This window comes from Streptomyces sp. NPDC055239, assembly GCF_053606205.1.
Map to the genome: position 1 here is coordinate 223,722 of NZ_JBSGRD010000002.1, position 19,817 is coordinate 243,538.

The window sequence follows — 19,817 nt, forward strand, 5'->3', positions numbered from 1 at the left end:
CTCCCCGAACCCCCGAAGGAGCACGAAACGTCATGTCGCGCCGCCCCCGCATCCACCCCCGCACCCGCACGCTCGCCGCCATCTCCGGCAGTCTCGTCCTCGCCGGATCCCTCACCGCGTGCGGCGGCGACTCCTCCGCGTCCGACGCGAAGGAAGTCACCGTCTACAGCGCCGACGGCCTCAAGGGCGAGAACGGCGACGGCTGGTACGACCAGGTCTTCAAGGACTTCGAGAAGAAGACCGGCATCAAGGTGAACTACGTCGAGGGCGGCTCGGGCGAGATGGTGCAGCGTGCCGTCCGCGAGAAGTCCAACACGCAGGCCGACGTCATCATCACCCTGCCGCCGTTCATCCAGCAGGCCGACGAGAAGGGCCTGCTCCAGGCCTACAAGCCCGAGGGTTCCGCCCAGGTCGACGGCGCCGACAAGGCCACCGACGGCAAGTGGACCTCCGTCGTGAACAACTACTTCGGCTTCATCTACAACAAGAAGGAGCTCAGCGGCGGCAAGGCGCCCAAGACCTGGGAGGACCTCACCGACGCCTCGTACAAGGACAAGGTCCAGTACTCCACGCCCGGCGTCGCGGGCGACGGCACCGCCGTGCTCATCAAGGCCATGCACGACTTCGGCGGCAAGAAGCCCGCCATGGATTACCTGAAGAAGCTGCAGACGAACAACGTCGGTCCGTCCGCCTCCACCGGCAAGCTCGCGCCCAAGGTCGACAAGGGCGAACTCCTCGCCGCCAACGGCGACGTCCAGATGAACCACGCCCAGTCCAAGGACATGCCGAACCTCGGCATCTGGTTCCCCGCGAAGGAGGGCGCCAAGGAGGGTGGCAAGCCCACCACCTTCGCCCTGCCCTACGCGGCAGGCCTGGTCGACAAGGCCCCGCACTCCGCCAACGCCAAGAAGTTCCTCGACTATCTGCTCAGCCAGAAGGCCCAGCAGCAGGTCAGCGAGATCGGCGGCGGCTTCGCCGCGCGCAAGGACATCAAGGCCACCGACGCCAACGCGGTCGCGCTCGACGGAATCATCGACGGGGTCGAGATCTTCGAGCCCGACTGGTCCGACATCTCCAAGAACCTCCAGACGTACGTCGAGGACTGGAAGTCGGCCACGGGAAGCTGACGGACGATCGCGCGGTGATCGAGGGGTGATCGAGGGGGTTCGCGATCACCGCATCCTGATTAGGCTGAGGGCCGTCGGCACAGAGCTGTCCCGGCGCCTCTCAGCTCACCCGTATATCGCAGACCGCAGGAGTGCACCCCATGGCAGAGCGCAAGCCCATCGAATCGTGGCTCACCGACATGGACGGCGTGCTCATCCACGAGGGCGTGCCGATTCCCGGCGCCGACGCCTTCATCAAGAGGCTCCGGGAGTCCGGGAAGCCCTTCCTGGTCCTGACGAACAACTCGATCTACACCGCCCGCGACCTCCAGGCCCGCCTCACCCGCATGGGCCTCGAAGTGCCCGTCGAGAACATCTGGACCTCGGCGCTCGCCACCGCGAAGTTCCTGGACGACCAGCGTCCCGGCGGCACGGCGTACGTGATCGGCGAGGCGGGGCTCACCACCGCCCTGCACGACATCGGGTACGTCCTGACCGACCACGACCCGGACTACGTGGTGCTCGGCGAGACCCGTACGTACTCCTTCGAGGCCATGACCAAGGCCGTACGTCTCATCAACGGCGGGGCCCGCTTCATCTGCACGAACCCGGACGAGACCGGGCCTTCCACGGAGGGGCCGCTGCCCGCCACGGGCGCCGTCGCCGCGCTGATCACCAAGGCCACGAAGCGGACCCCGTACTTCGCGGGCAAGCCGAACCCCTTGATGATGCGGACCGGGCTCAACGCCATCGGGGCGCACTCCGAGACCAGCGCCATGATCGGCGACCGCATGGACACGGACGTCCTCGCCGGTCTCGAGGCCGGAATGGAGACCTTCCTGGTCCTCACGGGCCTGACCACCCGGAACGACATCGACCAGTACCCGTTCAGGCCCTCCAACGTCGTGGACTCGATCGCGGACCTCGTCGACCGGGTCTGACCGCCTCCGTGGCGCCACCCGTTTGCCGCACACGGGAGGCGTGACGTGTCGCCGCGCGTGAACCTCGAAACAGGAGGTTCACGATGCGTAGAGGTTCACTCACCCTGCGTGGCATAGCTGGTATAGCCGGGGCGGCTGTACTCGCCACGCTTCCCGTCGCCGCCACAGCACCCGCGTACGCCCATGACGAGGGCAAAGTGCATGCCACGATCTCCCCGTCGAGCACCGCGGCCGGTGCCGAGGTGGAGATCAGCGTCACGGGCTGTGACGGCACGACCGGGTCCGCGGGGTCCGGGGCGTTCGAGGGGGACGCCAAGCTCACGGGCAGGGACGGCGACAAGTACTCGCTGAACGGCTCCGCCAGGATCAGGAACGGCGTCTCCGGCTCGTACGAGGTCACCGTCGACTGCGACGGCCACCCCCACCAGCGCGCGGGCTCCGTGGAGGTCGTCCAGCACCACGCCACCCCCGTCTCGCCGGTCCACGCGGGCGGCGGCGGCACAGCGCAGCTGGCCGCGCACGCCCAGGAGGCGGGTCCCGGCACCCGGCACGCGGTGATCGGCCTGGTGCTCGCCGGGGTGGCGGCCGTGGCCGTGGCGTTCCGCAGTGTCCGCCGGCGCCGCTCCGAGTGACGGGCGACGACCGAGATGTCGGGCCATGAGAAACCGGCTGGGCACGGGCGATTCCTCACCGGGGTCGCCTGGGCGCTGCTCCTTGTGGGGCTCTGGCTGTGGGGCAGTGACCTCACCGACGTGCGCGGCGGTGTCTCGGAGCCCACGAACGGTGACGTCGCCGCGGTGGGCCGCCCGTTCGGTGTCGAACTCCCGGACGCGCACGAGCCGTTGGGTGCCGCGAAGCCGCAGCGCGTCGATGTCCCCTCGCTGAAGGTGCGGGCTCCCGTGATCACGCGTGGGCTCGATCAGGACGGTGCCATCGATCCGCCGCCCTTCGCGCAGGCGAGCTCCGTCGGCTGGTACGGCGGCGGTACGCGCCCCGGTGCGGCGGGCACGTCCCTGTTCGTGGGCCATGTCGACACCGAGACGCGCCCCGCTGTCTTCTACGACCTCAGCGCGGTGCGCCCGGGCGAGAAGGTCCGGGTGACCCGGGACGACGGCTCGGTCGCGGAGTTCACCGTGGACGACGTGCAGGTCCTCAGCCGGGACCGCTTCGACGCGAAGAAGGCGTACGGCCCCCACCAGGAGGGCCGTGCCGAACTCCGCCTGATCACCTGCGGCGGCACGTTCGACCGGGCGACCAAGACGTACTCGGCGAACGTGGTGGTGTCCGCCTACCTCACCGGGGTCGGCTCGTAGGGATGGTGGGGCGGTGCCGGGGGTGGCGCCGGGCGCGAGGGCACTCCCGCCGCGCTCGCGCCCACGGGGGCACCCCCGGCGGGCCCTTGTCGTCCTGTGCCGTTTGTCCTGTGCCGTCTCGTGTCGTCCCGGAGAGTCCCAGTTGGTCATGGACACTGTCAACGGTGTACGTCTCTGCCCGTGTCCGTGTGCCCGTGTCCGTCCGCCTGCGTCAGGACAACCCGGCCCGGTCGGCGGCCCGCTCCCCCCGGAGCCGTCGACCGGGCTGGTCCTCGACCGCGCGCGCACGAGCTGCGGGAGTAACCCGGCGCCGGCGCGGGAGGTTCGGTGGCCAACCCCGCAATGCGGGATGGTCGATCAATCAGGCCGGGGGCTTGGGCCGTTGGGACGACTCTAGAACGGATGGGCGCTGGAGCCTAGGGGGTGTTTGACGCCAAGTCGTGATCCGCTTTCTCTCCGTGATCATCGCAGGTGGTGGCGTTTCCGGAATGACCTTCGGGGAGATTCGGATCAGCTGCCGCGCAATGCCGAGTCGTCGAGCGTTCCCTTGATCACTTCCGTCGCGACCAGGTCCATGACCAGGCGTTCTCTGCGTGCGTAATGCCGCAACGCCTCAAAGGCCTCATCCACACCAGTGTGCCAGCGCTCGGCGAGTATGCCTTTGGCCTGTTCAATGCGTATGCGGCTGGTCAGGGCGCCCTGGAGCTGTGTGGCGAGGATCCGGTACTCCGTGTAGGCGCGGTGGTTGTGCAGACCTACCGCGGCCGCGTCGGCGATGGTCTGTGCCAGGCTCAACTCACCGTCGTTGTGCGGGATCCGGGGGGTCTCGGGCATGAAGACGTTGAGCGCGCCGAGCAGGGTCTCGCGCTGCCGCAGCGGTACCGCGTACGTCATTCCGATTCCATGGCGCAGGGCGAGCGAGGTGAACTCCGGCCAGCGGCCCGCGGGTTCGGCCGCCGCGAGCTGAACCGGAGGCACGGGGAGCCCCGTGCCGATGCTCTCCACGCAGGGGCCGCCGCTCTGTTGGACCGCGAGCAGGGCGAGCGCCAGCTCCCTGGGGTGGCCGCCTGCCGCGACCGCGGGCGCGCCCTTGCCCTCGAAGACGACTCCGGCGGCGGACGCGTCGAGAAGCTCCACGGCATGACCCGCGACCCGGCTCAGATAGTGCTCCGGATCGAAGTCGTCGTCCAGGGTGTTCGTGGTCTCCACCAGGACCTGGGCCAGCCGTAATGCAGAGGTGTGATCCCGCATGGTCTCCTCCCCATGAGCACGGCCCCGCGCCCTGCTCGTCTACCCCCGGGTGCGGCGCTGTAACAGCTCTCCAACAGGTATCCGTCCCGGGCGGGCGGGCCTCGTGAGCCGAGAGTACGTATGTCAGGATTGAGAAATCGGACAGTGCACCCAAGGGGGAGTGGATGTACCACAAAAACACCGGCCCCGGTCATCGGATCGCGGCCCGGGGGGTGAAGGTTGCGGCGGCGTTCGCGGGGGCGGCGCTGCTTCTTTCGGGGTGCTCCTCCGATGACGGCAAGGACACGTCGGGGCAGCCGGTCAAGCAGCAGCCGAAGGGATCCGACCCGTACTGGGTCAACCCCGAGGGCAACGCCGCCAAGCAGGTCGCCTCGTACGAGAAGGACGGCAAGAAGGACGACGCCGAACTGATCCGCAAGATCGCCGAACAGCCGGTCCCCGAATGGATCATCCCGGAGAACGCGGAGGATCAGGCACGCGGCTTCACCGAGGCCGCCCAGAAGGCCGACAGGGACGCCCTGTTGGTCCTCTACAACATCCCGCACCGTGACTGCGGTCAGTACTCGGGCGGCGGCGCGGCCGACGGCAACGAGTACAGGAAGTTCATCGACCAGGTCGCCACGGGCATCGGCGACCGCGGTGCCACGGTCATCCTGGAGCCGGACGCGGTCCTCCACATGGTCGACAACTGCACGCCGGAACAGTTCCACGAGGAGCGGTACGACCTTCTCAAGGGCGCCATCGCGAAGCTCAAGTCCCTGAAGAACACCAAGGTGTACCTGGACGCGGGCAACGCGGGCTGGAAGAACCCCGACTCGCTCTGGGAGCCCCTGAAGTGGTCGGGCGTCGAGCAGGCCGACGGCTTCTCGGTCAATGTCTCCAACTTCCAGACCACCGAGGCCAGCACGGAGTTCGGCAAGAAGCTCTCGGCGAAGATCGGCAACAAGCCGTTCGTCATCGACACCGCGCGCAACGGCAACGGGCCTTACACCAAGGGCGAGGACACCTGGTGCAACCCGCCCGGCCGCGCGCTCGGTGAGGCGCCCACCACCAAGACGGACGATCCGCTGGTCGACGCGTATCTCTGGATCAAGCGGCCGGGTGAGTCCGACGGCACCTGTCGCGGTGGGCCCAAGGCGGGGGCCTGGTGGCCGGAGTACGCGCTCAAGCTGGCGCAGGCCGCCAAGTAGAGCCCCTTTAGGGGCGCGAGGAACGGCGCGCTCAGCGCGCGAAAAGCCGCAGTCGCAACTGCCGAGATCCCGGCAGTTGCGACTGCGGCTTCCTTGTGGTTGCTCGCGCCGTTCCCCGCGCCCCTTACGGGGCGCAGTCACCCGCACCGCGCCCACGCGAGCTACGGCACGTGGACCCACTGAGCCTTGCTCGGGGTGCCCTGATCATCCGTGACGAAGAGCATGTACCAGCCGGACTCCACCAGGCTCCGCTTGTCGGGAATCGTCACCGTGACCCCGTCCGCGGACTTCTTCAGGTCGAGGGCGACGGACGTCTGGTCGATGTCGGTGACGTGCGTCGAGGCGCTCGGCCTGATCAGGCGGGCCGTCTTGATGGACGAGGCGTGCTGGGTCTTGTACGTTCCGGACCCGCCGCGCTTGATCTCCTTGGGCCCGTCGGAGAGCTTGGGCTGCGACCCCTGGTACAGATACGGCGGGGTGTAGATCTCGATGCGCTGCTCGAACTCGCCGGGCTTGGTGTTGGCCTTGTCGGCGTAGAGCGAGTCGGAGCCGAAGAACATCACGCGGCCGTCGGGCAGCAGGATCGAGCCCGAGTGGTAGTTGCGGCCGACCTCGGGGTCCGCGACCCGCCGCATGTTGCCGGTCTTGGCGTCGTAGATCCGCGCCTGTTTGATGTTCGAGTCACCGCGTCCGCGGTAGTCCTCCGAGCCGCCGGATATGAGCACCGTGTCGTCGGGCAGGGTCGAGGCCTGCGGGTAACGGGTGCCCTTCTCGAGCTCGGGGCCGTCCTCGAACTTCGGGTTGTCGTCCAGGAGGTCGACGATGCGGGTCTTCTTGCTGGAGTTCTTGGACTCGCCGACACCGCCGCCGCCGACCACCATGTACTTCTGGTCCTGTGCGGGCGGCAGTTCGACCGTGTTGGAGGTCTCGAGGAGCTTCGGGTCGCTCAGCCCCGGAATCCCCTTCCAGCTGCCCTTCTCGTCCAGGTCCCAGGTGCCGGGCTTGCGGCCGACGTCGTCGGGGCCGTAGCCCGCGTTCGATCCCGAGTAGAAGAGCCTGCCGCTCTCCAGCTGGAAGACGGCGGGGTACGTGGGGAACTGGCGGACCTGCTTGGTGTACGTCCACTTCTTGGTCTTGGGGTCGTACAGCTCGTTCTTGCCCGGGACCAGCTGGCCGATCTCGTCGAGGCCGGAGAGGCTGAGCACCTTGCCGTCCGAGAGCGTGGTCAGCGTGGGGTACCAGCGGGCCTCGTTCATCGGGTCGACCTTGATGTACTTCTCGGCGACCGGGTCGAACTCGAAGGCGTCCTTGATCCCCTGGAAGTCCTTCTTGTCCAGGGCGAGCTTCTGCGCGATGCCGTACGTGTTGCGCGTCGCGGCGCCCTTGAGGCCCTGCACGCGGTAGTTGTCCTGCGTGCCCGTCTCGTGCTTGGTGCCGCTCTTCTGCGCTTCCACGTACACCCGGCCGAGGCCCGGTTCGTTGCGCACGAACGCGCCGGTCGCCTTGTCGAAGACCTTCTTCGCGCGCTCGACGACGACCGGGTCCTTGGACACGAACGTTTTGCCGTTCTTCTTGCCGGTGAACCTCGTGCCCGACGGCAGCGTGATCGGATTGTCCGGGTCTTCGTTGTGCACCACCATCAGGCCCCCCGCCTTGGTGGTGTCGCCCTTGAGCTTCTCGTAGCGCTGGGTGCCGCCCGCGATCAGGAGATTGCCGTTCGCCAGCTGGGTGTGGCCGGTGCAGAAGAGGTCGACGGGCGTCTTGATCTTCTTGATGGTGTTCTTGACCGGGTCCCACAGGCGGGTGTCGAACTTCTTGGCGTCGAAGTTCTTCTGGTTGTTGCCGGAGCCGGCGACCAGGAGGATCTTGCCGGTGTGCAGGAGCGCCGCGTGGATCGTGTTCTGGCGGTACTCCTCGGGGAAGTTCACGACCTGCCAGTGGCCGTTGTCGGCCTTGTACTCCGGCTTGTTGATCTTGTAGTCGTGGTACTTCTCCGAACCCACGCGCCACAGCCACGGGCCGTTCATCCCGGCCAGCGCTATGACCACCGCCGCGCCTATCGCGATGCGGCGGGCGCGGCGGCGGCTGGAGCGGTCTTTCATTTCTTACGTCCCCCAAGGGCGATCTGCATGGTCTGGTCGTTCGCCGCCCAGCTGGGTTTCTGCTGCGGGGCGTGCGGCGCCTGCGGAGCCTCTGGGGCATCGTGCGCCTGCGGCAGCTGCGCTGTGGCGTCGAAGCCGTCGCGCTGCTGCGGAACCTTCGCGTGTTGGCCGGTCTGCGGACCCGAAGGACCTGCCCTGTGCTGCGACTTGCGCTTCTTCTTGTCCTGCCGCATGCCCCACCGCCACGCGAAGATCGGCGCGGCCGTGATCAGCAGGGCGAACGTGGCCCAGGTGATCATCGCCGGGTGGACATGGCCGAACACGAACGCGGCGGCCATCGAGCCGCAGAAGACCAGGATGAAGAACAGGTGGATCCGGAACGTGCCGAACAGGGTGTCCGGGCTCGCCGAATCGCCCTTGGGAGTCACCACGAACTTGCTCTTGCGGCGCAGCACGGCGTCGAGCAGGGAGCGTGCGTAGACCGGCGCGGAGAGGGCCGACATCACCATGCCCGCGATACCGCCCGAGCCCTCGGGCTCGTGCGGCGAGACGTTGTGGCGGCGGTTCCAGATGTAGAGGCCGATCTGCAGCGCCGACGCGTTGCCGTACAGCATCAGCCATATCGTCGGGTCGATGTTCACGCCCGATGCGCCCATGCCGAGGAACAGCGCGCAGGAGAGCGCGGCCAGGATCCAGTTCATGGCGGACATCGGGTAGAAGATGACCATCATGGTGTAGTTGAAGAGCCGCCCGGGCGGCAGCGAGAACGGCGCCTTCCAGAACTGCTTGAGGATGGTCTCGTACGTTCCCCGCGACCACCGCAGCTGCTGCGTGAAGAAGTCCGTCCAGGCGTTGGGGCCCTCACCCACCGCGAGCACGTCGGGCGTGTAGACCGACTTCCACTTCTTGCCGGTCCGCGGGTTCGTGGCGCGGTGGATCTCGAAGCCCGTCGCCATGTCCTCGGTGATCGAGTCGTACAGACCGCCGATCTGCTTCAGGGCGCTGATGCGTACGGCGTTGCTCGTGCCGACGAACATCGGGGAGCCGTAGGCGTTGCCGGCGCGCTGGATCAGGGCGTGGAAGAGGAACTGCTGGGACTCGGCGGCCTTGGTGATGAAGTTGTCGTAGTTGCCGTAGACCTGCGGGCCGATGACGAAGCCGACGTTCTCGTCGCGGAAGAAGCCGAGCATCCGCTCGAGGTAGTTGGGCATCGGGACGTGGTCGGTGTCGACCGATGCGAAGAAGTCGTAGTCGTCGCCGTGCGCGTCGAGCCAGGCGTTGTAGTTGCCGTGCTTGGTCTTGGCGCGGTGCGGGCCCTTGCTCATGTTCCACTTCGCCACGCCCTTGCGGGAGAAGTGGTGCACGCCGAGCCGCAGGCAGACTTCCTTGACGGCGGGGTCGTCGCCCTCGTCGAGGAGCCAGACGTGCATCAGGCCACGGTGCCGGATGCGGACCGCGGCCTCCAGGGTCTTCGTCACCATCTCAAGCGGCTCCTTGCCGGGCACGAAGGAGGTGAGGAAGGCGACTCTGGTGCCGGTCTCGGGGACGACGGGAATCGGGTCTCGGGCGACGAGCGTGGCGTGCGCGTTCGAGAGCACGTTCATGCAGCGGAAGAACTCGATCAGACCGATGGATATGAGCATGACTATGTCAAGCGTCGGCAGCCAGTCGTTCGAGACGTAGTCCCGCTTGGTCCAGTGCGTCGGCTGCAGCAGCCAGGCGAGCAGCACAAGGGAGAGCAGCGGCGCCGCGCCCAGCATCAGGGCGGCTCTGATCCGGTGCGGCTCCTGCGAGAGCAGCGAGCGGTACTGCACCTTGTACGGCTTGCTCGGATCAGGCTGCGTGAGCGGCCCCGCGAGACGGCTGTAGTGCTCGTAGTCGTACTTCGGCAGCGCCTTCTTGATACGCCTGAACCCGCCCGTACGATGCGACGGCAACCGCAGTTGGGTCGTCTCTGACGGGTCGTTCGGCCGGGCGCCCGTCGGCGTCGACGTCATGAGTCATCCCCCCGCACGCGGTCGCCCGCGTGTTCGTAGGTCCTTCCGTCCGACCCGGTCCCCCGGCCTTCACGGACGCATCAATGAGAGGCCACCGTCCCCTTAGACATGGAACGGCTACCTTCCGGTTGCATGATGCCCCCCTCGGCATCTATTCGTGAACGGGGCCCCCGCCCCTTCCCCGCAGACTCCGGGCGGGTCCCCCAACTGCCCCGCACCGCACGCCTCATGAGAGCCAATGGCTCCTGCACCAGGTTCTACGGACCTAGCCATGATCGCAAGAGCGAATCATGGTGTTTACCGTTCATACGAGCGATTTGGGTTATCTGTTGCTAACCGTTGCTACCTGTTGAGACGGGAGCGTTCAATCGCGTTCGAATATTACCGAAGTGTTCCCGTATCGCCCGCTCGGCTCGGAGCACATCGCCGGATCGGACCGCGTCAAGGATCTCGCGGTGCTGCCGGCAGGTCACCTTCGGGTCTTGCGGCACGTCCACCAGGTCCGTACGCACCTTGTGGAAGGCGTCCCAGAACGCTTCGAGGACCTCGCCGAGCAGGGGATTGCGCAGACAGCGGTAGAGAGTGGCGTGAAATGCGCGGTCGGTTTCGGTATGGACCGCCCCCGAATGACCGATCCGGTCAATCTGGCCGATCTGCCCGTCATTCTCTGCCGCCTCGGTGTCCATCCGGTTGACGAGGGCGTCCAGTTCGGCCAGATCCGCGTCCGGGATACGGCCCGCGAGACGGGCGATGAGCCCGGTCTCCACGGCCTCCCTCAGCTCGAGGAGCTGAAGCAGGCTGTCCTCGCCGCGGTAGTGGCCCGCCACCGTGCGGAAGGTGAGGCCCTCGATCATGGGGGCCATCGACATGGGTCCGACATATGTGCCGAAACCGTGCCGGATTTCTACGATGCCCATCGCCTGCAGCGCCTTGAGGGCTTCTCGCACGGAGTTCCGACTGACGCCGAGGCGTTCCATCAGTTCGGGCTCGGTGGGCAGAGAGGCTCCGGAGGGCAGCCGCTGGTCGATGATGAGCTTCTTGATCCGCTCCTGTATGTCGCGCGCCATGGCGCAACGGTAGCGGTACGGAGATGGGCGTCGACCCGGCGTGCGACGTGGGTATCGACCCTGCGCGGGAAACACGAAAGCCCCCCGCGTGAACGGAGGGCTTTCGCTGTCTGTGCGCCGTCAGGGACTCGAACCCCGGACCCGCTGATTAAGAGTCAGCTGCTCTAACCAACTGAGCTAACGGCGCCTGCTGACCTGGAGAACTCTACCGGACGCGGGCGGGTGCTCCGGACCACCGGGGGTCCGTGCCCGGGCCTTCGCGGGGGTCTCGCGGGGGCGGCTGCCGGGAGCCGCGGGGCCGTGAATGCGGGGCGGATCCATCATTCGGACCGTCAACATGCGATATCGCGCGACAGTTGAGAAGCTGACGACTGTGCAGATGCGACGCAGACATTCTTTCCTGGAGTGTGAGGGGAATCGCATGGAGGGTGCTTCGGCGGGTGCTCCGGTGGGTGCTCCGGAATTCGAGGAATTCGACCCCGAGAGCGACTGCGACTGTCCCGGATGCATTCACTGGCGACGGACCATGACCCACGCGCTTCCCGTAAGAGAGGGCGGCCACCCGGCGGCGCACGGCGCGCGGCGCGCCCTCGTCATCGCCGCGGCGGCGGGCACGGTGCTCGGTGGCGGCCAGGTGCTTCCGGCGGCGGCGGCCCCCGATGCCGTGCCGGGCGGCCACCACCCCGTGCGACCACCGGGGGCTCCGTCGGACGAGGGCCCGGGGCCCGGCAGTCCCCAGGGCGGCGCGAGTGCGCTGCACGGAGCGCCGGGCACGCCGGGTACGCCGGGTCCCGTGTCGTCGGTGGCGCGGACCACGACGCGGGCCGAGATCCTGGCCCGCGCCCAGAAGTGGGTCACGGCGCAGGTGCCGTACAGCATGAGCAAGTACTGGCCCGACGGTTACCGGCAGGATTGCTCGGGCTTTGTCTCGATGGCCTGGAATCTCGGCGGCAATGAATGGACGGGGAGCCTCTCCTCGTACGCGGTGCGCATTACGAAGAGCCAGCTGCAGCCCGGCGACATGCTTCTCTTCCACAATCCCGCGAACCCCGAGAAGGGGTCGCACGTGACGATTTTCGGCGGCTGGGCGAACGCCGCGCACACGCAATACACCGCGTACGAACAGACGCGTCCGCACGCTCGTAAGCAGACGACTCCCTATGCCTATTGGAGCAATGGGACCCGCTATCTGGCGTACCGCTACAAGGGAGTGAGCGGTGGCGCTCCTGGCGGCGCGGGGCCGAGCACGGGGACGCGCTACCCGGGTGCGGGGTCGTTCGGCCCCGGGGCCGACAACAAGTACGTGACGCAGCTCGGCAAGGCCCTGGTCGGCCGGGGCGGCGCCCGCTACTACAAGTCAGGACCGGGCCCGCGCTGGAGCGACGCCGACCGCCGGGCCACGCAGGCGTTCCAGCGGGCGCAGGGCTGGACCGGCGGGGACGCGGACGGTCTGCCGGGTCGCACGACCTGGTCGTACCTGATGACGGGCAAGGGCCGCGACATCCCGGGCGCCGGAGCGGGCGCGGGCGCGGGCGGGGGCGGGGGCGGCAGCCAGGGCAAGGCACCGGCGTACCCGGGCAGGGGAGTGTTCCGCGCCGGCCAGTCGAGCCCGTCCATCGAGAAGCTGGGCAGGCAACTGGTGAAGAAGGGCTTCGGCAAGTACTACGCCCAGGGTCCTGGCCCCCGCTGGAGCGAGAGCGACCGCCGCAACGTCGAGGCGTTCCAGCGTGCGCAGGGCTGGCGCGGGGCGGCGGCGGACGGATATCCGGGGCCCGAGACCTGGCGGCGGCTGTTCGCGTGAGGTGGCGGTTCGGATGAGACCGAGGCACACATGTGACCAGGTCGCGGATGAGATTGAGGCACGTATGACGCGGAGGCAAGGATGAGTGCGACAGCGGCATCACGGTCACAGACCCCCCAGCCCGAGGAGCCGCAGTTCACCGGCGGCGCCCCGGACACGACCGCCGCCCGTCCGCCGCGCCTGATCCAGAGCGAGGCCACCACCGAGATCCCCATCCACCTGCTCTTCCGCGACGACCCGGCCGACCCCGGGGTGTCCCTTGCGCCCGCCGTGGTGCGGCGCCGCCAGGGCACGGGGGAGCAGCCGCGCACCGCCCGGCGGCCCGCATCGGCATCTGCATCGGCATCTGGATCGACGTCGGTGTCGGCGTATGCGGCCCGGCCCATGCCCGAGGTCGACCCGGCGCTCGGCGAGCGCCCCGCGCGCGTGCTGCCCGGCGCCGTCGGGGCGCTCGGCGGGGCCGCGGGCGTCGCCGGATGCGCGGCAGCGCTGTGGTGGGCGGGGCTGCTGCCCGAGCCGGTGGCGCAAGCGGCCGGGCTGCCCTGGCCGGACGGACACGGCGGAAGCGGGGTAGGCGGAGCGACCGGCGGGACCGGCGGGTACGACGCGTACGCCGGGCTCGGGCTCGCGCAGTGGGCCTCGCTCGCGGGTTCGGGCGCGCTCGCGCTGTTCGGGTTCGGGGGCCTGGCCCGGGGCCGGGTCGGCACGGCGTGGGTGCTCACGCTCTTCGGGCGGTACCGCGGCAGCGTCCGCCGGACCGGCCTGATGTGGGTCAACCCGCTCCTCCTGCGCCGCCGCGTCGACGTACGCCTGCGGCACTGGCGCAGTGAGCCGATGCCCGCGGTCGACCGGGGCGGGGTCGCGCTGCGGGTCGTCGTCCTCGTCGTCTGGCGGGTCAAGGACGCGGCGCGGGCGACGCTCGGGGTCGCCGACCACCAGGAGTATCTGCGCGAGTGCGTCGAGGCGGCGACGGCGCGGGTCCTGTCCCGGCTGCCCGCCGACGCCTTCCACGACGAGACGCCGACCCTGCGCGACGCGGACGCCGTGGGCGACGCGCTGACCCGGATGCTCGCGGCCGAGGCGGAGCCGGTCGGCATCGAGATCTTCTCGGCCCAGCCGACCCGCATCGAGTACGCCCCCGAGATCGCCGACACCATGCGTCTGCGCCGGGTAGCCGCCCTGGACGCGCGGCACCGCGACAGCGTGCTCACCTCGGTGGTGGACTCCGTCGAGGACACGGTGACCCGGCTGACCACCCGCGGCCTCGTCGAGCTCGACGACTACGAGCGCAAGGCCTTGGTCAAGGACCTGACGGTGGCGTTCTATACGGGCCATGGAGACCGATGAGACCGATGAGACCGATGACAGCACCCCCGACCACCACGCCCCCACCCTCGCGTCCCTCGCCGCGGACGCCTGGAAGCTGACCGCTGACCGGCCCCGCACCCTCCTGGGGATCGCGGGGCCGCCGGGCGCGGGCAAGTCGACGTTCGCGCGGGCGTTGGTGGAGGCGGTCGGCGAGGGCGCCGCGTATCTGCCGCTCGACGGGTTCCATCTCTCGAACGATCAGCTGGAGCGCCTCTCCCTGACCTCCCGCAAGGGCTCTGAGCCGAGTTTCGACGTCCGGGGATACGTCGCGCTCCTCACCCGCGTCCTCGAGGACACCGGCCACGACATCTACGTACCGGATTACGACCGCACTCTCCACGAGCCGGTGGCCGCCCGGCACCGCGTCCCGCCGACCGCCCGGCTCGTCGTCACCGAGGGGAACTACCTGGCCTGCGATCTGCCGGGCTGGCGCGACGCGCGGCGGTTGATGGGGGAGTGCTGGTACGTGCGGGCACCTGCGGAGGTACGTCAACTGCGTCTCGTCGAGCGTCAGTTGGCGGGCGGCAGAACGGCCGAAGGGGCGGCAGCGTGGGTGGCGACGAATGACAGCCCCAACGGTGAACTCGTGGAGAAGTCGCGCCGACGCTGCGATCGGATCGTCTCCACTATTGGTATGGACATGTTCAACTACCGCCCATAATCTGGGCTTGGTCTAGACCGCAGTTCCCGCAGTTCCCACTGCATTCACCGCACCACCGCACCCGCGGTGATGCGGTGCCGCGGCGCGCGCACGGCTCACGGAATCCCCACGTTTCCCCTGGAGCGGCAGCATGCGAAACAAGAAGATGTACGCGGCCATGCTCGGCGCCACCACCGTCGGGGCGCTCGCGCTCTCGTCCGGTGGCGCGAGCGGTCACGGTTACACCGACCTGCCCGCCAGCCGCCAGATCAACTGTTCCAACGGCACGGTGAGCGGCTGCGGTTCCATCCAGTACGAGCCGCAGAGCGTCGAGGGCCCCAAGGGCTTCCCGGCTGCGGGTCCGGCCGACGGCAAGATCTGCTCGGCGGGTGTCAGCGGCTTCGACACGCTCAACCAGCCGAAGGCGCCGGGCGGCGGCGCCTGGCCGACGACCAGTGTCAGCGCCGGTCAGAACTACACCTTCCGCTGGCAGTTCACGGCACGTCACCGCACCACCGACTTCAAGTACTACATCACCAAGCAGGGCTGGGACGAGAGCAAGCCGGTGACCCGGGCCGCCCTCGACGCCACCCCGTTCCTCGACGTCCCCTACAACGGCCAGCAGCCGCCCGCCACGCTCTCGCACTCCGGGACGATCCCCGGCGGCAGAAGCGGACACCACGTGATCGTCGCGGTGTGGACGGTCCACGACACGGCGAACGCGTTCTACGCCTGCTCCGACGTCAAGTTCTGAGCAGGGCTTGAGGCTCCGCGGCTCTTCCCCTGGGTAGGTTCTGCGCACACCGTCCGAGACCAGGACGGTGTGCGCAGGACGGCAGTACTGGGGGGATAGCCATGGAGTTCATGTTCTACGCGGTGCCCACGCTCATCGCCGCGGCGATGATCGCGATGGCGGTCAAGGTGGTCAGGCGCTCCCTGGAGCTGCGGCAGGCGTGGTCGAGCGGTCTGACGGCGGAGGCGCGCTGCCTGCGTACGTACACCACGACGAGCCGCAACAGCGACAGTGGCCACACCTCCACGACGCTGCACCACGTCTACGAGTTCACGCCGTCCGCGGGCAGTCCCGTCCGGTTCGAGGAGGGGAACGGCCCCGCGACGACCATCGAGGGCGACTTCGTCACCGTGCACTACGCGGCCGAACGCCCCGAGAAGGCGACGGCGCACGCGCCGAGCCCCGTCAAGAACGCGGTGGGCGCGGTCGGTCTGCTCTGCTTCCTCGGCGTCGCGCTCGTCTTCTGCGTCTTCTTCGTGGTGACGGCGAACGACTTGTTCGGGTCGGATCTCCCGTAGTCGCTCTCCCTATCTGACGGTCCATCAATTATGGTGCGCGGCCATGAAGGCCACCGGGAGTACCGTCGCGGAACTCGTACAGGCTCGCTGGGGCGATCACCGTCCCGGGCTGCGTTTCGATCAGCAGGAGCTGAGCCACCACCAGGTCGCGGCGGGCGCGGCGGCGCGGGCTGCGCTCCTCGCCGATCTGCTGCCGAGAGGCGGCGAACCGCACGTCGGTGTTCTGCTCGACAACACCCCGGAGTACCCCCTGTGGTTGAGCGCGGCGGCGCTCGCGGGTGCGGCGGTGGCGGGCATCAACCCCACGCGCCGGGGCGCGGAACTGGCCCGCGACATCGTGCACACGGACTGCCGGGTCCTGGTCACGGAACGGGCGCACCTGGCGCTCCTCGACGGCCTCGAACTCCCGGGCGTACGCATCCTGGTGACGGACACCGCCGCGTACGCCGAACTGCTCGCGCCCTACGCGGACGCGCGCCCGGAGATATCGAGCGCGGCGACTCCGGCGAGCCGCATGCTCCTCTACTTCACCTCCGGTTCGACCGGAGCGCCCAAGGCCGCGATCTGCAGCCAGGGCCGCCTTGCCGCGGCCGGTCAGTCCCTGGTCAGCCACTTCCGGCTCGGCCCGGACGGCGTCCACTACATCTGCATGCCCATGTTCCACGGCAACGCGGTGATCGCGGACTGGGCGCCCGCGCTCGCGGCCGGGGCCGGGGTGGCGCTGCGGCGTCGCTTCTCGGCTTCCGCGTTCCTGGACGACGTACGGGCGCATGGGGCGACGTACTTCACGTACGTGGGCCGGGCGGTGCAGTACGTCCTGGCCACGCCCGAGCGTCCCGACGACACGGAGAATCCCCTCCTGATGGGCTTCGGCACGGAGGCCGGGGCGGTGGACGCGGCGCGGTTCGAGAAGCGGTTCGGGGTGCGGCTCGTGGAGGGGTACGGGTCCTCGGAGGGCGGGGCCGCGATACAGCGGACGCCGGGGACGCCAGCCGGGGCGATCGGGCGGGCGGCGCCGGGGGACGAGCTCGTGGTGGTGGATCCCGGTACGCGGGAGGAGTGCCCGCCCGCCTCCTTCGCGGCGGACGGGCGTCTGCTGAACGGGGACGCGGCGATAGGGGAGTTGGTGAACAAGGGGCGCACGCCCTTCGAGGGGTACTGGCGCAACACGGAGGCGGACGCGGCACGGCTGCGGGACGGCTGGTACTGGACGGGGGATCTCTTCTACCGGGACGGGGAGGGGTTCCTCTATTTCGCCGGGCGTACGGATGACCGGCTCCGCGTGGACAGCGAGAATCTGGCGGCGGCGGTGATCGAGAACATCCTGGCGCGGTGGGAGGAGGCGGCGGCGGTGGCGGTGTACGCGGTGCCCGACCCCGTGGCGGGGGATCAGGTGATGGCGGCGGTCGCCCCGCGCGAGGGGGTTTCCTTCGACCCCCTGGCCTTCGCCGAGTTCCTGCTCTCCCAGCCTGACCTTGGCACGAAGATGGCGCCTCGCTTTGTGCGGGTGGTGGGGCGGATGCCGGTGACCGCCACCAACAAGGTGGCGCGGGCTGTTCTGCGCGGGGAGGGGTTCCGGTGCGGGGACCCGGTGTGGTGGCGGCCCCGGCCGGGCTCGGGTGGCTATCGCCGCTTCGGGGCGGCGGACGTCGAGACTCTCCTTGACCAGTACCGGGCGCAGGAGCGCGACGGGCTGCTGTGAGCAGCGGGGCGACTCCCCGCGCGCCTCCGCATACCGTGGCCCCATGGTCAGGGAGAGCGTCTGGGTGGGGCTTCGGCGGCGTACGTATCTGGGGAGCAGCGCGCCTTGGCGGGGCGCGGCCTACCTCGCCGGGGGTGTGGTGCTCGGAGTGTTCGTCCTTGTGGGCGGCCTTTTGGCAGCCGTACTCGGTGCCGCCCTCGCCGTCGTCCTCGTAGGGCTCCCGCTCCTCGTCCTCCTGGCCTTCGCAGGTCTTCCCGTCGCCGCACTCGAACGCCGCCGCCTCCTCCTCGTGGACCCCGCGCCTCCCGCCCCCACACCCCACCGCACTCCCGAAGTCCCCGGCATCCCGGCCTGGTTCAAGCTCCGCGTCAAGGAACAGGCCACCTGGCGCGAGCTCGCGTACACCGCGCTGCTCGCCCTCGTCCTGTGGCCCCTGGACCTTCTGATCCTCGCCTGCACCCTGGGCGCCCCCGCCCTCCTCATCGGCGCCCCCGCCCAACTCGCCCTAGACGGCGGCGAGATACGCGCGGCCAAGCTCTGGCTGGTCAGCGACTACCCGCACGCCTTCGCCACGGCCCTGCTCGGCCTTGCCCTGCTCGCCCCGCTCCTCTACCCCCTCGGCGCCTACGCCACCGCCCGAGCAGCCCTCGCCCGACTCCTCCTGGCCCCGCGCGAGGCAGAGTTGACGACCCAGTTGGCGGAAGTGACCCGCTCCAGGGCCCGCCTTGTCGACGCCTTCGAAGCCGAACGGCGCCGGATCGAGCGGGACTTGCACGACGGGGCCCAGCAGCGTCTGGTCGCCCTGACCATGACCCTGGGCCTCGCCCGGCTCGACGTCGCCCCCGAAAGCCCCCTCGCCGCCCAGCTCGCCACGGCACACGACGAGGCGGGGAACGTACTGACGGAACTGCGCGAGCTCATTCGCGGCATCCACCCCCAGGTCCTCGCCGACTACGGCCTCGCCGCCGCCATCGAGGACGCGGCCGACCGCTCCCCGATCCCCGTCGACACCGACCTGGACGGCTTGCCCCGCCTCCCCGAACCTGTCGAAGCCGCCGGGTACTTCACCATCCGCGAGGCGCTCACCAACATCGCCCGCCACAGCGGCGCGCCCCGCGCCCACATCCGGGCCCGCCACGAGCACGAGGTCCTGCGCATCGAGGTGCGCGACGACGGTGAGGGAGGCGCGGACCCCGCCCGAGGCAGCGGTCTGACCGGCCTCGCGGACCGGATCGCGGTACTCGATGGCACACTGACGGTCGCCAGCCCGCCCGGCGGCCCGACCGTCCTGTCCGTGGAGATCCCGTGCCGAGCCCAGCACCGCCCAGCTCTGACCGACTGAGGATCGTCCTCGCCGAGGACAGCGTGCTGCTCCGGGAAGGGCTCGTCGGCCTGCTCACCCGCTTCGGCCACGAAGTGGCAGCCGCGCTCGGTGACGCCGACGGCCTTCGCGCCGCCGTCGAGACGCACGCACCGGACCTCGTCCTCACCGACGTACGCATGCCGCCCTCCTTCCAGGACGAGGGCCTGCGCGCCGCACTCGCCCTGCGCGCCGAGCGACCGGAGCTGCCGGTCCTTGTGCTCAGCCAGTACGTGCAGCGTTCGTACGCCGCCGAGCTCCTGGACACCGGAGACGGCACCGGCGTCGGCTATCTGCTCAAGGACCGGGTGGGCCAGGTCGAGCAGTTCGCCGACGCGGTGAGGCAGGTGGCGAGCGGTGGCACGGTCGTGGACCCGGAGGTCGTACGGCAGTTGATCAGGCGCCGCCGCGACCCCCTCGAACAGCTCACGCCGCGCGAGCGCGAGGTGCTCGGCCTGGTGGCCGAGGGCAGGTCGAACGGCGCGATCGCCGCCGAACTCGTCGTCAGCGAGGCGGCGGTGGGCAAACACATCGGCAACATCCTCGGCAAACTGGACCTGCCGCCCGGGGACGGAACCCACCGCAGGGTGCTCGCGGTCCTCGCGTACCTGCGGGCCTGAGCGGCGCCGGCCCCCCGAACAGGCCGACCTGACGATCCTGACGATCCG

Annotated in this window: 17 protein-coding genes and 1 tRNA gene; 13 read left to right on the forward strand and 5 right to left on the reverse strand. The window is 69.3% G+C overall.

Annotation, left to right across the window (positions count from 1 at the left end):
- Positions 1-32: 32 nt before the first annotated feature.
- From ACWFRJ_RS07250 to ACWFRJ_RS07265, 4 genes are all read left to right on the forward strand, one after another.
- The gene (locus ACWFRJ_RS07250) at positions 33-1,127 is read left to right on the forward strand and encodes a 2-aminoethylphosphonate ABC transporter substrate-binding protein (RefSeq protein WP_453525282.1); all 1,095 of its coding nucleotides are present in this window, start codon (positions 33-35) and stop codon (positions 1,125-1,127) included.
- 140 nt (positions 1,128-1,267) lie between these two features.
- Positions 1,268-2,047, forward strand: coding sequence for an HAD-IIA family hydrolase (locus tag ACWFRJ_RS07255; protein WP_453525284.1), 780 nt, complete (start codon positions 1,268-1,270; stop codon positions 2,045-2,047).
- An 83-nt stretch (positions 2,048-2,130) separates the two neighbouring features.
- Entirely contained in the window at positions 2,131-2,679 is a 549-nt protein-coding gene (locus tag ACWFRJ_RS07260) for a hypothetical protein (protein WP_453525286.1), read from the forward strand.
- Between the two features lie 15 nt (positions 2,680-2,694).
- Positions 2,695-3,360: a class F sortase gene (locus tag ACWFRJ_RS07265; RefSeq protein ID WP_453525288.1), complete on the forward strand. Its 666-nt coding sequence runs from the start codon at positions 2,695-2,697 to the stop codon at positions 3,358-3,360.
- A gap of 510 nt (positions 3,361-3,870) precedes the next feature.
- Here the strand turns inward: ACWFRJ_RS07265 and ACWFRJ_RS07270 are convergent.
- The gene (locus ACWFRJ_RS07270; RefSeq protein ID WP_453525290.1) at positions 3,871-4,611 is read right to left on the reverse strand and encodes an ANTAR domain-containing protein; all 741 of its coding nucleotides are present in this window, start codon (positions 4,609-4,611) and stop codon (positions 3,871-3,873) included.
- 164 nt (positions 4,612-4,775) lie between these two features.
- Here ACWFRJ_RS07270 and ACWFRJ_RS07275 point away from each other — a divergent pair, with 164 nt between their 5' ends.
- A complete protein-coding gene (locus ACWFRJ_RS07275; RefSeq protein ID WP_453525292.1) occupies positions 4,776-5,801 on the forward strand; it encodes a glycoside hydrolase family 6 protein in 1,026 nt (341 codons plus the stop codon).
- Positions 5,802-5,962: 161 nt separating this feature from the next.
- Here ACWFRJ_RS07275 and ACWFRJ_RS07280 read toward each other — a convergent pair whose 3' ends face one another.
- From ACWFRJ_RS07280 to ACWFRJ_RS07295, 4 genes are all read right to left on the reverse strand, one after another.
- On the reverse strand, positions 5,963-7,903 hold the full coding sequence (locus ACWFRJ_RS07280; RefSeq protein WP_453525294.1) for a galactose oxidase-like domain-containing protein: 1,941 nt from the start codon (positions 7,901-7,903) through the stop codon (positions 5,963-5,965).
- On the reverse strand, positions 7,900-9,900 hold the full coding sequence (locus tag ACWFRJ_RS07285) for a glycosyltransferase family 2 protein (protein ID WP_453525296.1): 2,001 nt from the start codon (positions 9,898-9,900) through the stop codon (positions 7,900-7,902). Before ACWFRJ_RS07285 ends, ACWFRJ_RS07280 begins: the two co-directional genes overlap by 4 nt.
- A gap of 332 nt (positions 9,901-10,232) precedes the next feature.
- Entirely contained in the window at positions 10,233-10,967 is a 735-nt protein-coding gene (locus tag ACWFRJ_RS07290; RefSeq protein WP_453525298.1) for a FadR/GntR family transcriptional regulator, read from the reverse strand.
- A gap of 113 nt (positions 10,968-11,080) precedes the next feature.
- Positions 11,081-11,154 (reverse strand) — tRNA-Lys (locus tag ACWFRJ_RS07295).
- 261 nt (positions 11,155-11,415) lie between these two features.
- Here ACWFRJ_RS07295 and ACWFRJ_RS07300 point away from each other — a divergent pair.
- The 8 genes from ACWFRJ_RS07300 (at position 11,416) to ACWFRJ_RS07335 (ending at position 19,769) form a co-directional block, all read left to right on the forward strand.
- A complete protein-coding gene (locus tag ACWFRJ_RS07300; protein ID WP_453527092.1) occupies positions 11,416-12,768 on the forward strand; it encodes a peptidoglycan-binding protein in 1,353 nt (450 codons plus the stop codon).
- Between the two features lie 81 nt (positions 12,769-12,849).
- The gene (locus tag ACWFRJ_RS07305) at positions 12,850-14,115 is read left to right on the forward strand and encodes an SPFH domain-containing protein (RefSeq protein ID WP_453525300.1); all 1,266 of its coding nucleotides are present in this window, start codon (positions 12,850-12,852) and stop codon (positions 14,113-14,115) included.
- A complete protein-coding gene (locus ACWFRJ_RS07310; RefSeq protein ID WP_453525301.1) occupies positions 14,102-14,797 on the forward strand; it encodes a nucleoside/nucleotide kinase family protein in 696 nt (231 codons plus the stop codon). Before ACWFRJ_RS07305 ends, ACWFRJ_RS07310 begins: the two co-directional genes overlap by 14 nt.
- Before the next feature lie 130 nt (positions 14,798-14,927).
- Positions 14,928-15,530 (forward strand): lytic polysaccharide monooxygenase auxiliary activity family 9 protein, encoded by a 603-nt coding sequence (locus tag ACWFRJ_RS07315; protein WP_453525303.1) that lies wholly within the window; start codon positions 14,928-14,930, stop codon positions 15,528-15,530.
- Between the two features lie 101 nt (positions 15,531-15,631).
- Positions 15,632-16,087 carry a hypothetical protein gene (locus tag ACWFRJ_RS07320; protein WP_453525305.1) on the forward strand — a complete coding sequence of 152 codons (456 nt, stop codon included), beginning with the start codon at positions 15,632-15,634 and terminating at the stop codon, positions 16,085-16,087.
- A gap of 43 nt (positions 16,088-16,130) precedes the next feature.
- Entirely contained in the window at positions 16,131-17,789 is a 1,659-nt protein-coding gene (locus ACWFRJ_RS07325; RefSeq protein WP_453525307.1) for an AMP-binding protein, read from the forward strand.
- A 43-nt stretch (positions 17,790-17,832) separates the two neighbouring features.
- Entirely contained in the window at positions 17,833-19,131 is a 1,299-nt protein-coding gene (locus tag ACWFRJ_RS07330; protein WP_453525309.1) for a sensor domain-containing protein, read from the forward strand.
- Positions 19,095-19,769 carry a response regulator gene (locus tag ACWFRJ_RS07335; RefSeq protein ID WP_453525311.1) on the forward strand — a complete coding sequence of 225 codons (675 nt, stop codon included), beginning with the start codon at positions 19,095-19,097 and terminating at the stop codon, positions 19,767-19,769. The genes ACWFRJ_RS07330 and ACWFRJ_RS07335 overlap by 37 nt, the downstream gene beginning before the upstream one ends.
- Positions 19,770-19,817: the final 48 nt, after the last annotated feature.

What these genes read in the sequence shown, in the direction of transcription:
- ACWFRJ_RS07250 (WP_453525282.1), top strand. Translation starts at nt 33, where the DNA reads ATGTCGCGCCGCCCCCGCATCCACCCCCGCACCCGCACGCTCGCCGCC.
- ACWFRJ_RS07255 (WP_453525284.1), top strand. Translation starts at nt 1,268, where the DNA reads ATGGCAGAGCGCAAGCCCATCGAATCGTGGCTCACCGACATGGACGGC.
- ACWFRJ_RS07260 (WP_453525286.1), top strand. Translation starts at nt 2,131, where the DNA reads ATGCGTAGAGGTTCACTCACCCTGCGTGGCATAGCTGGTATAGCCGGG.
- ACWFRJ_RS07265 (WP_453525288.1), top strand. Translation starts at nt 2,695, where the DNA reads ATGTCGGGCCATGAGAAACCGGCTGGGCACGGGCGATTCCTCACCGGG.
- ACWFRJ_RS07270 (WP_453525290.1), bottom strand. Translation starts at nt 4,611, where the DNA reads ATGCGGGATCACACCTCTGCATTACGGCTGGCCCAGGTCCTGGTGGAG.
- ACWFRJ_RS07275 (WP_453525292.1), top strand. Translation starts at nt 4,776, where the DNA reads ATGTACCACAAAAACACCGGCCCCGGTCATCGGATCGCGGCCCGGGGG.
- ACWFRJ_RS07280 (WP_453525294.1), bottom strand. Translation starts at nt 7,903, where the DNA reads ATGAAAGACCGCTCCAGCCGCCGCCGCGCCCGCCGCATCGCGATAGGC.
- ACWFRJ_RS07285 (WP_453525296.1), bottom strand. Translation starts at nt 9,900, where the DNA reads ATGACGTCGACGCCGACGGGCGCCCGGCCGAACGACCCGTCAGAGACG.
- ACWFRJ_RS07290 (WP_453525298.1), bottom strand. Translation starts at nt 10,967, where the DNA reads ATGGCGCGCGACATACAGGAGCGGATCAAGAAGCTCATCATCGACCAG.
- ACWFRJ_RS07305 (WP_453525300.1), top strand. Translation starts at nt 12,850, where the DNA reads ATGAGTGCGACAGCGGCATCACGGTCACAGACCCCCCAGCCCGAGGAG.
- ACWFRJ_RS07310 (WP_453525301.1), top strand. Translation starts at nt 14,102, where the DNA reads ATGGAGACCGATGAGACCGATGAGACCGATGACAGCACCCCCGACCAC.
- ACWFRJ_RS07315 (WP_453525303.1), top strand. Translation starts at nt 14,928, where the DNA reads ATGCGAAACAAGAAGATGTACGCGGCCATGCTCGGCGCCACCACCGTC.
- ACWFRJ_RS07320 (WP_453525305.1), top strand. Translation starts at nt 15,632, where the DNA reads ATGGAGTTCATGTTCTACGCGGTGCCCACGCTCATCGCCGCGGCGATG.
- ACWFRJ_RS07325 (WP_453525307.1), top strand. Translation starts at nt 16,131, where the DNA reads ATGAAGGCCACCGGGAGTACCGTCGCGGAACTCGTACAGGCTCGCTGG.
- ACWFRJ_RS07330 (WP_453525309.1), top strand. Translation starts at nt 17,833, where the DNA reads ATGGTCAGGGAGAGCGTCTGGGTGGGGCTTCGGCGGCGTACGTATCTG.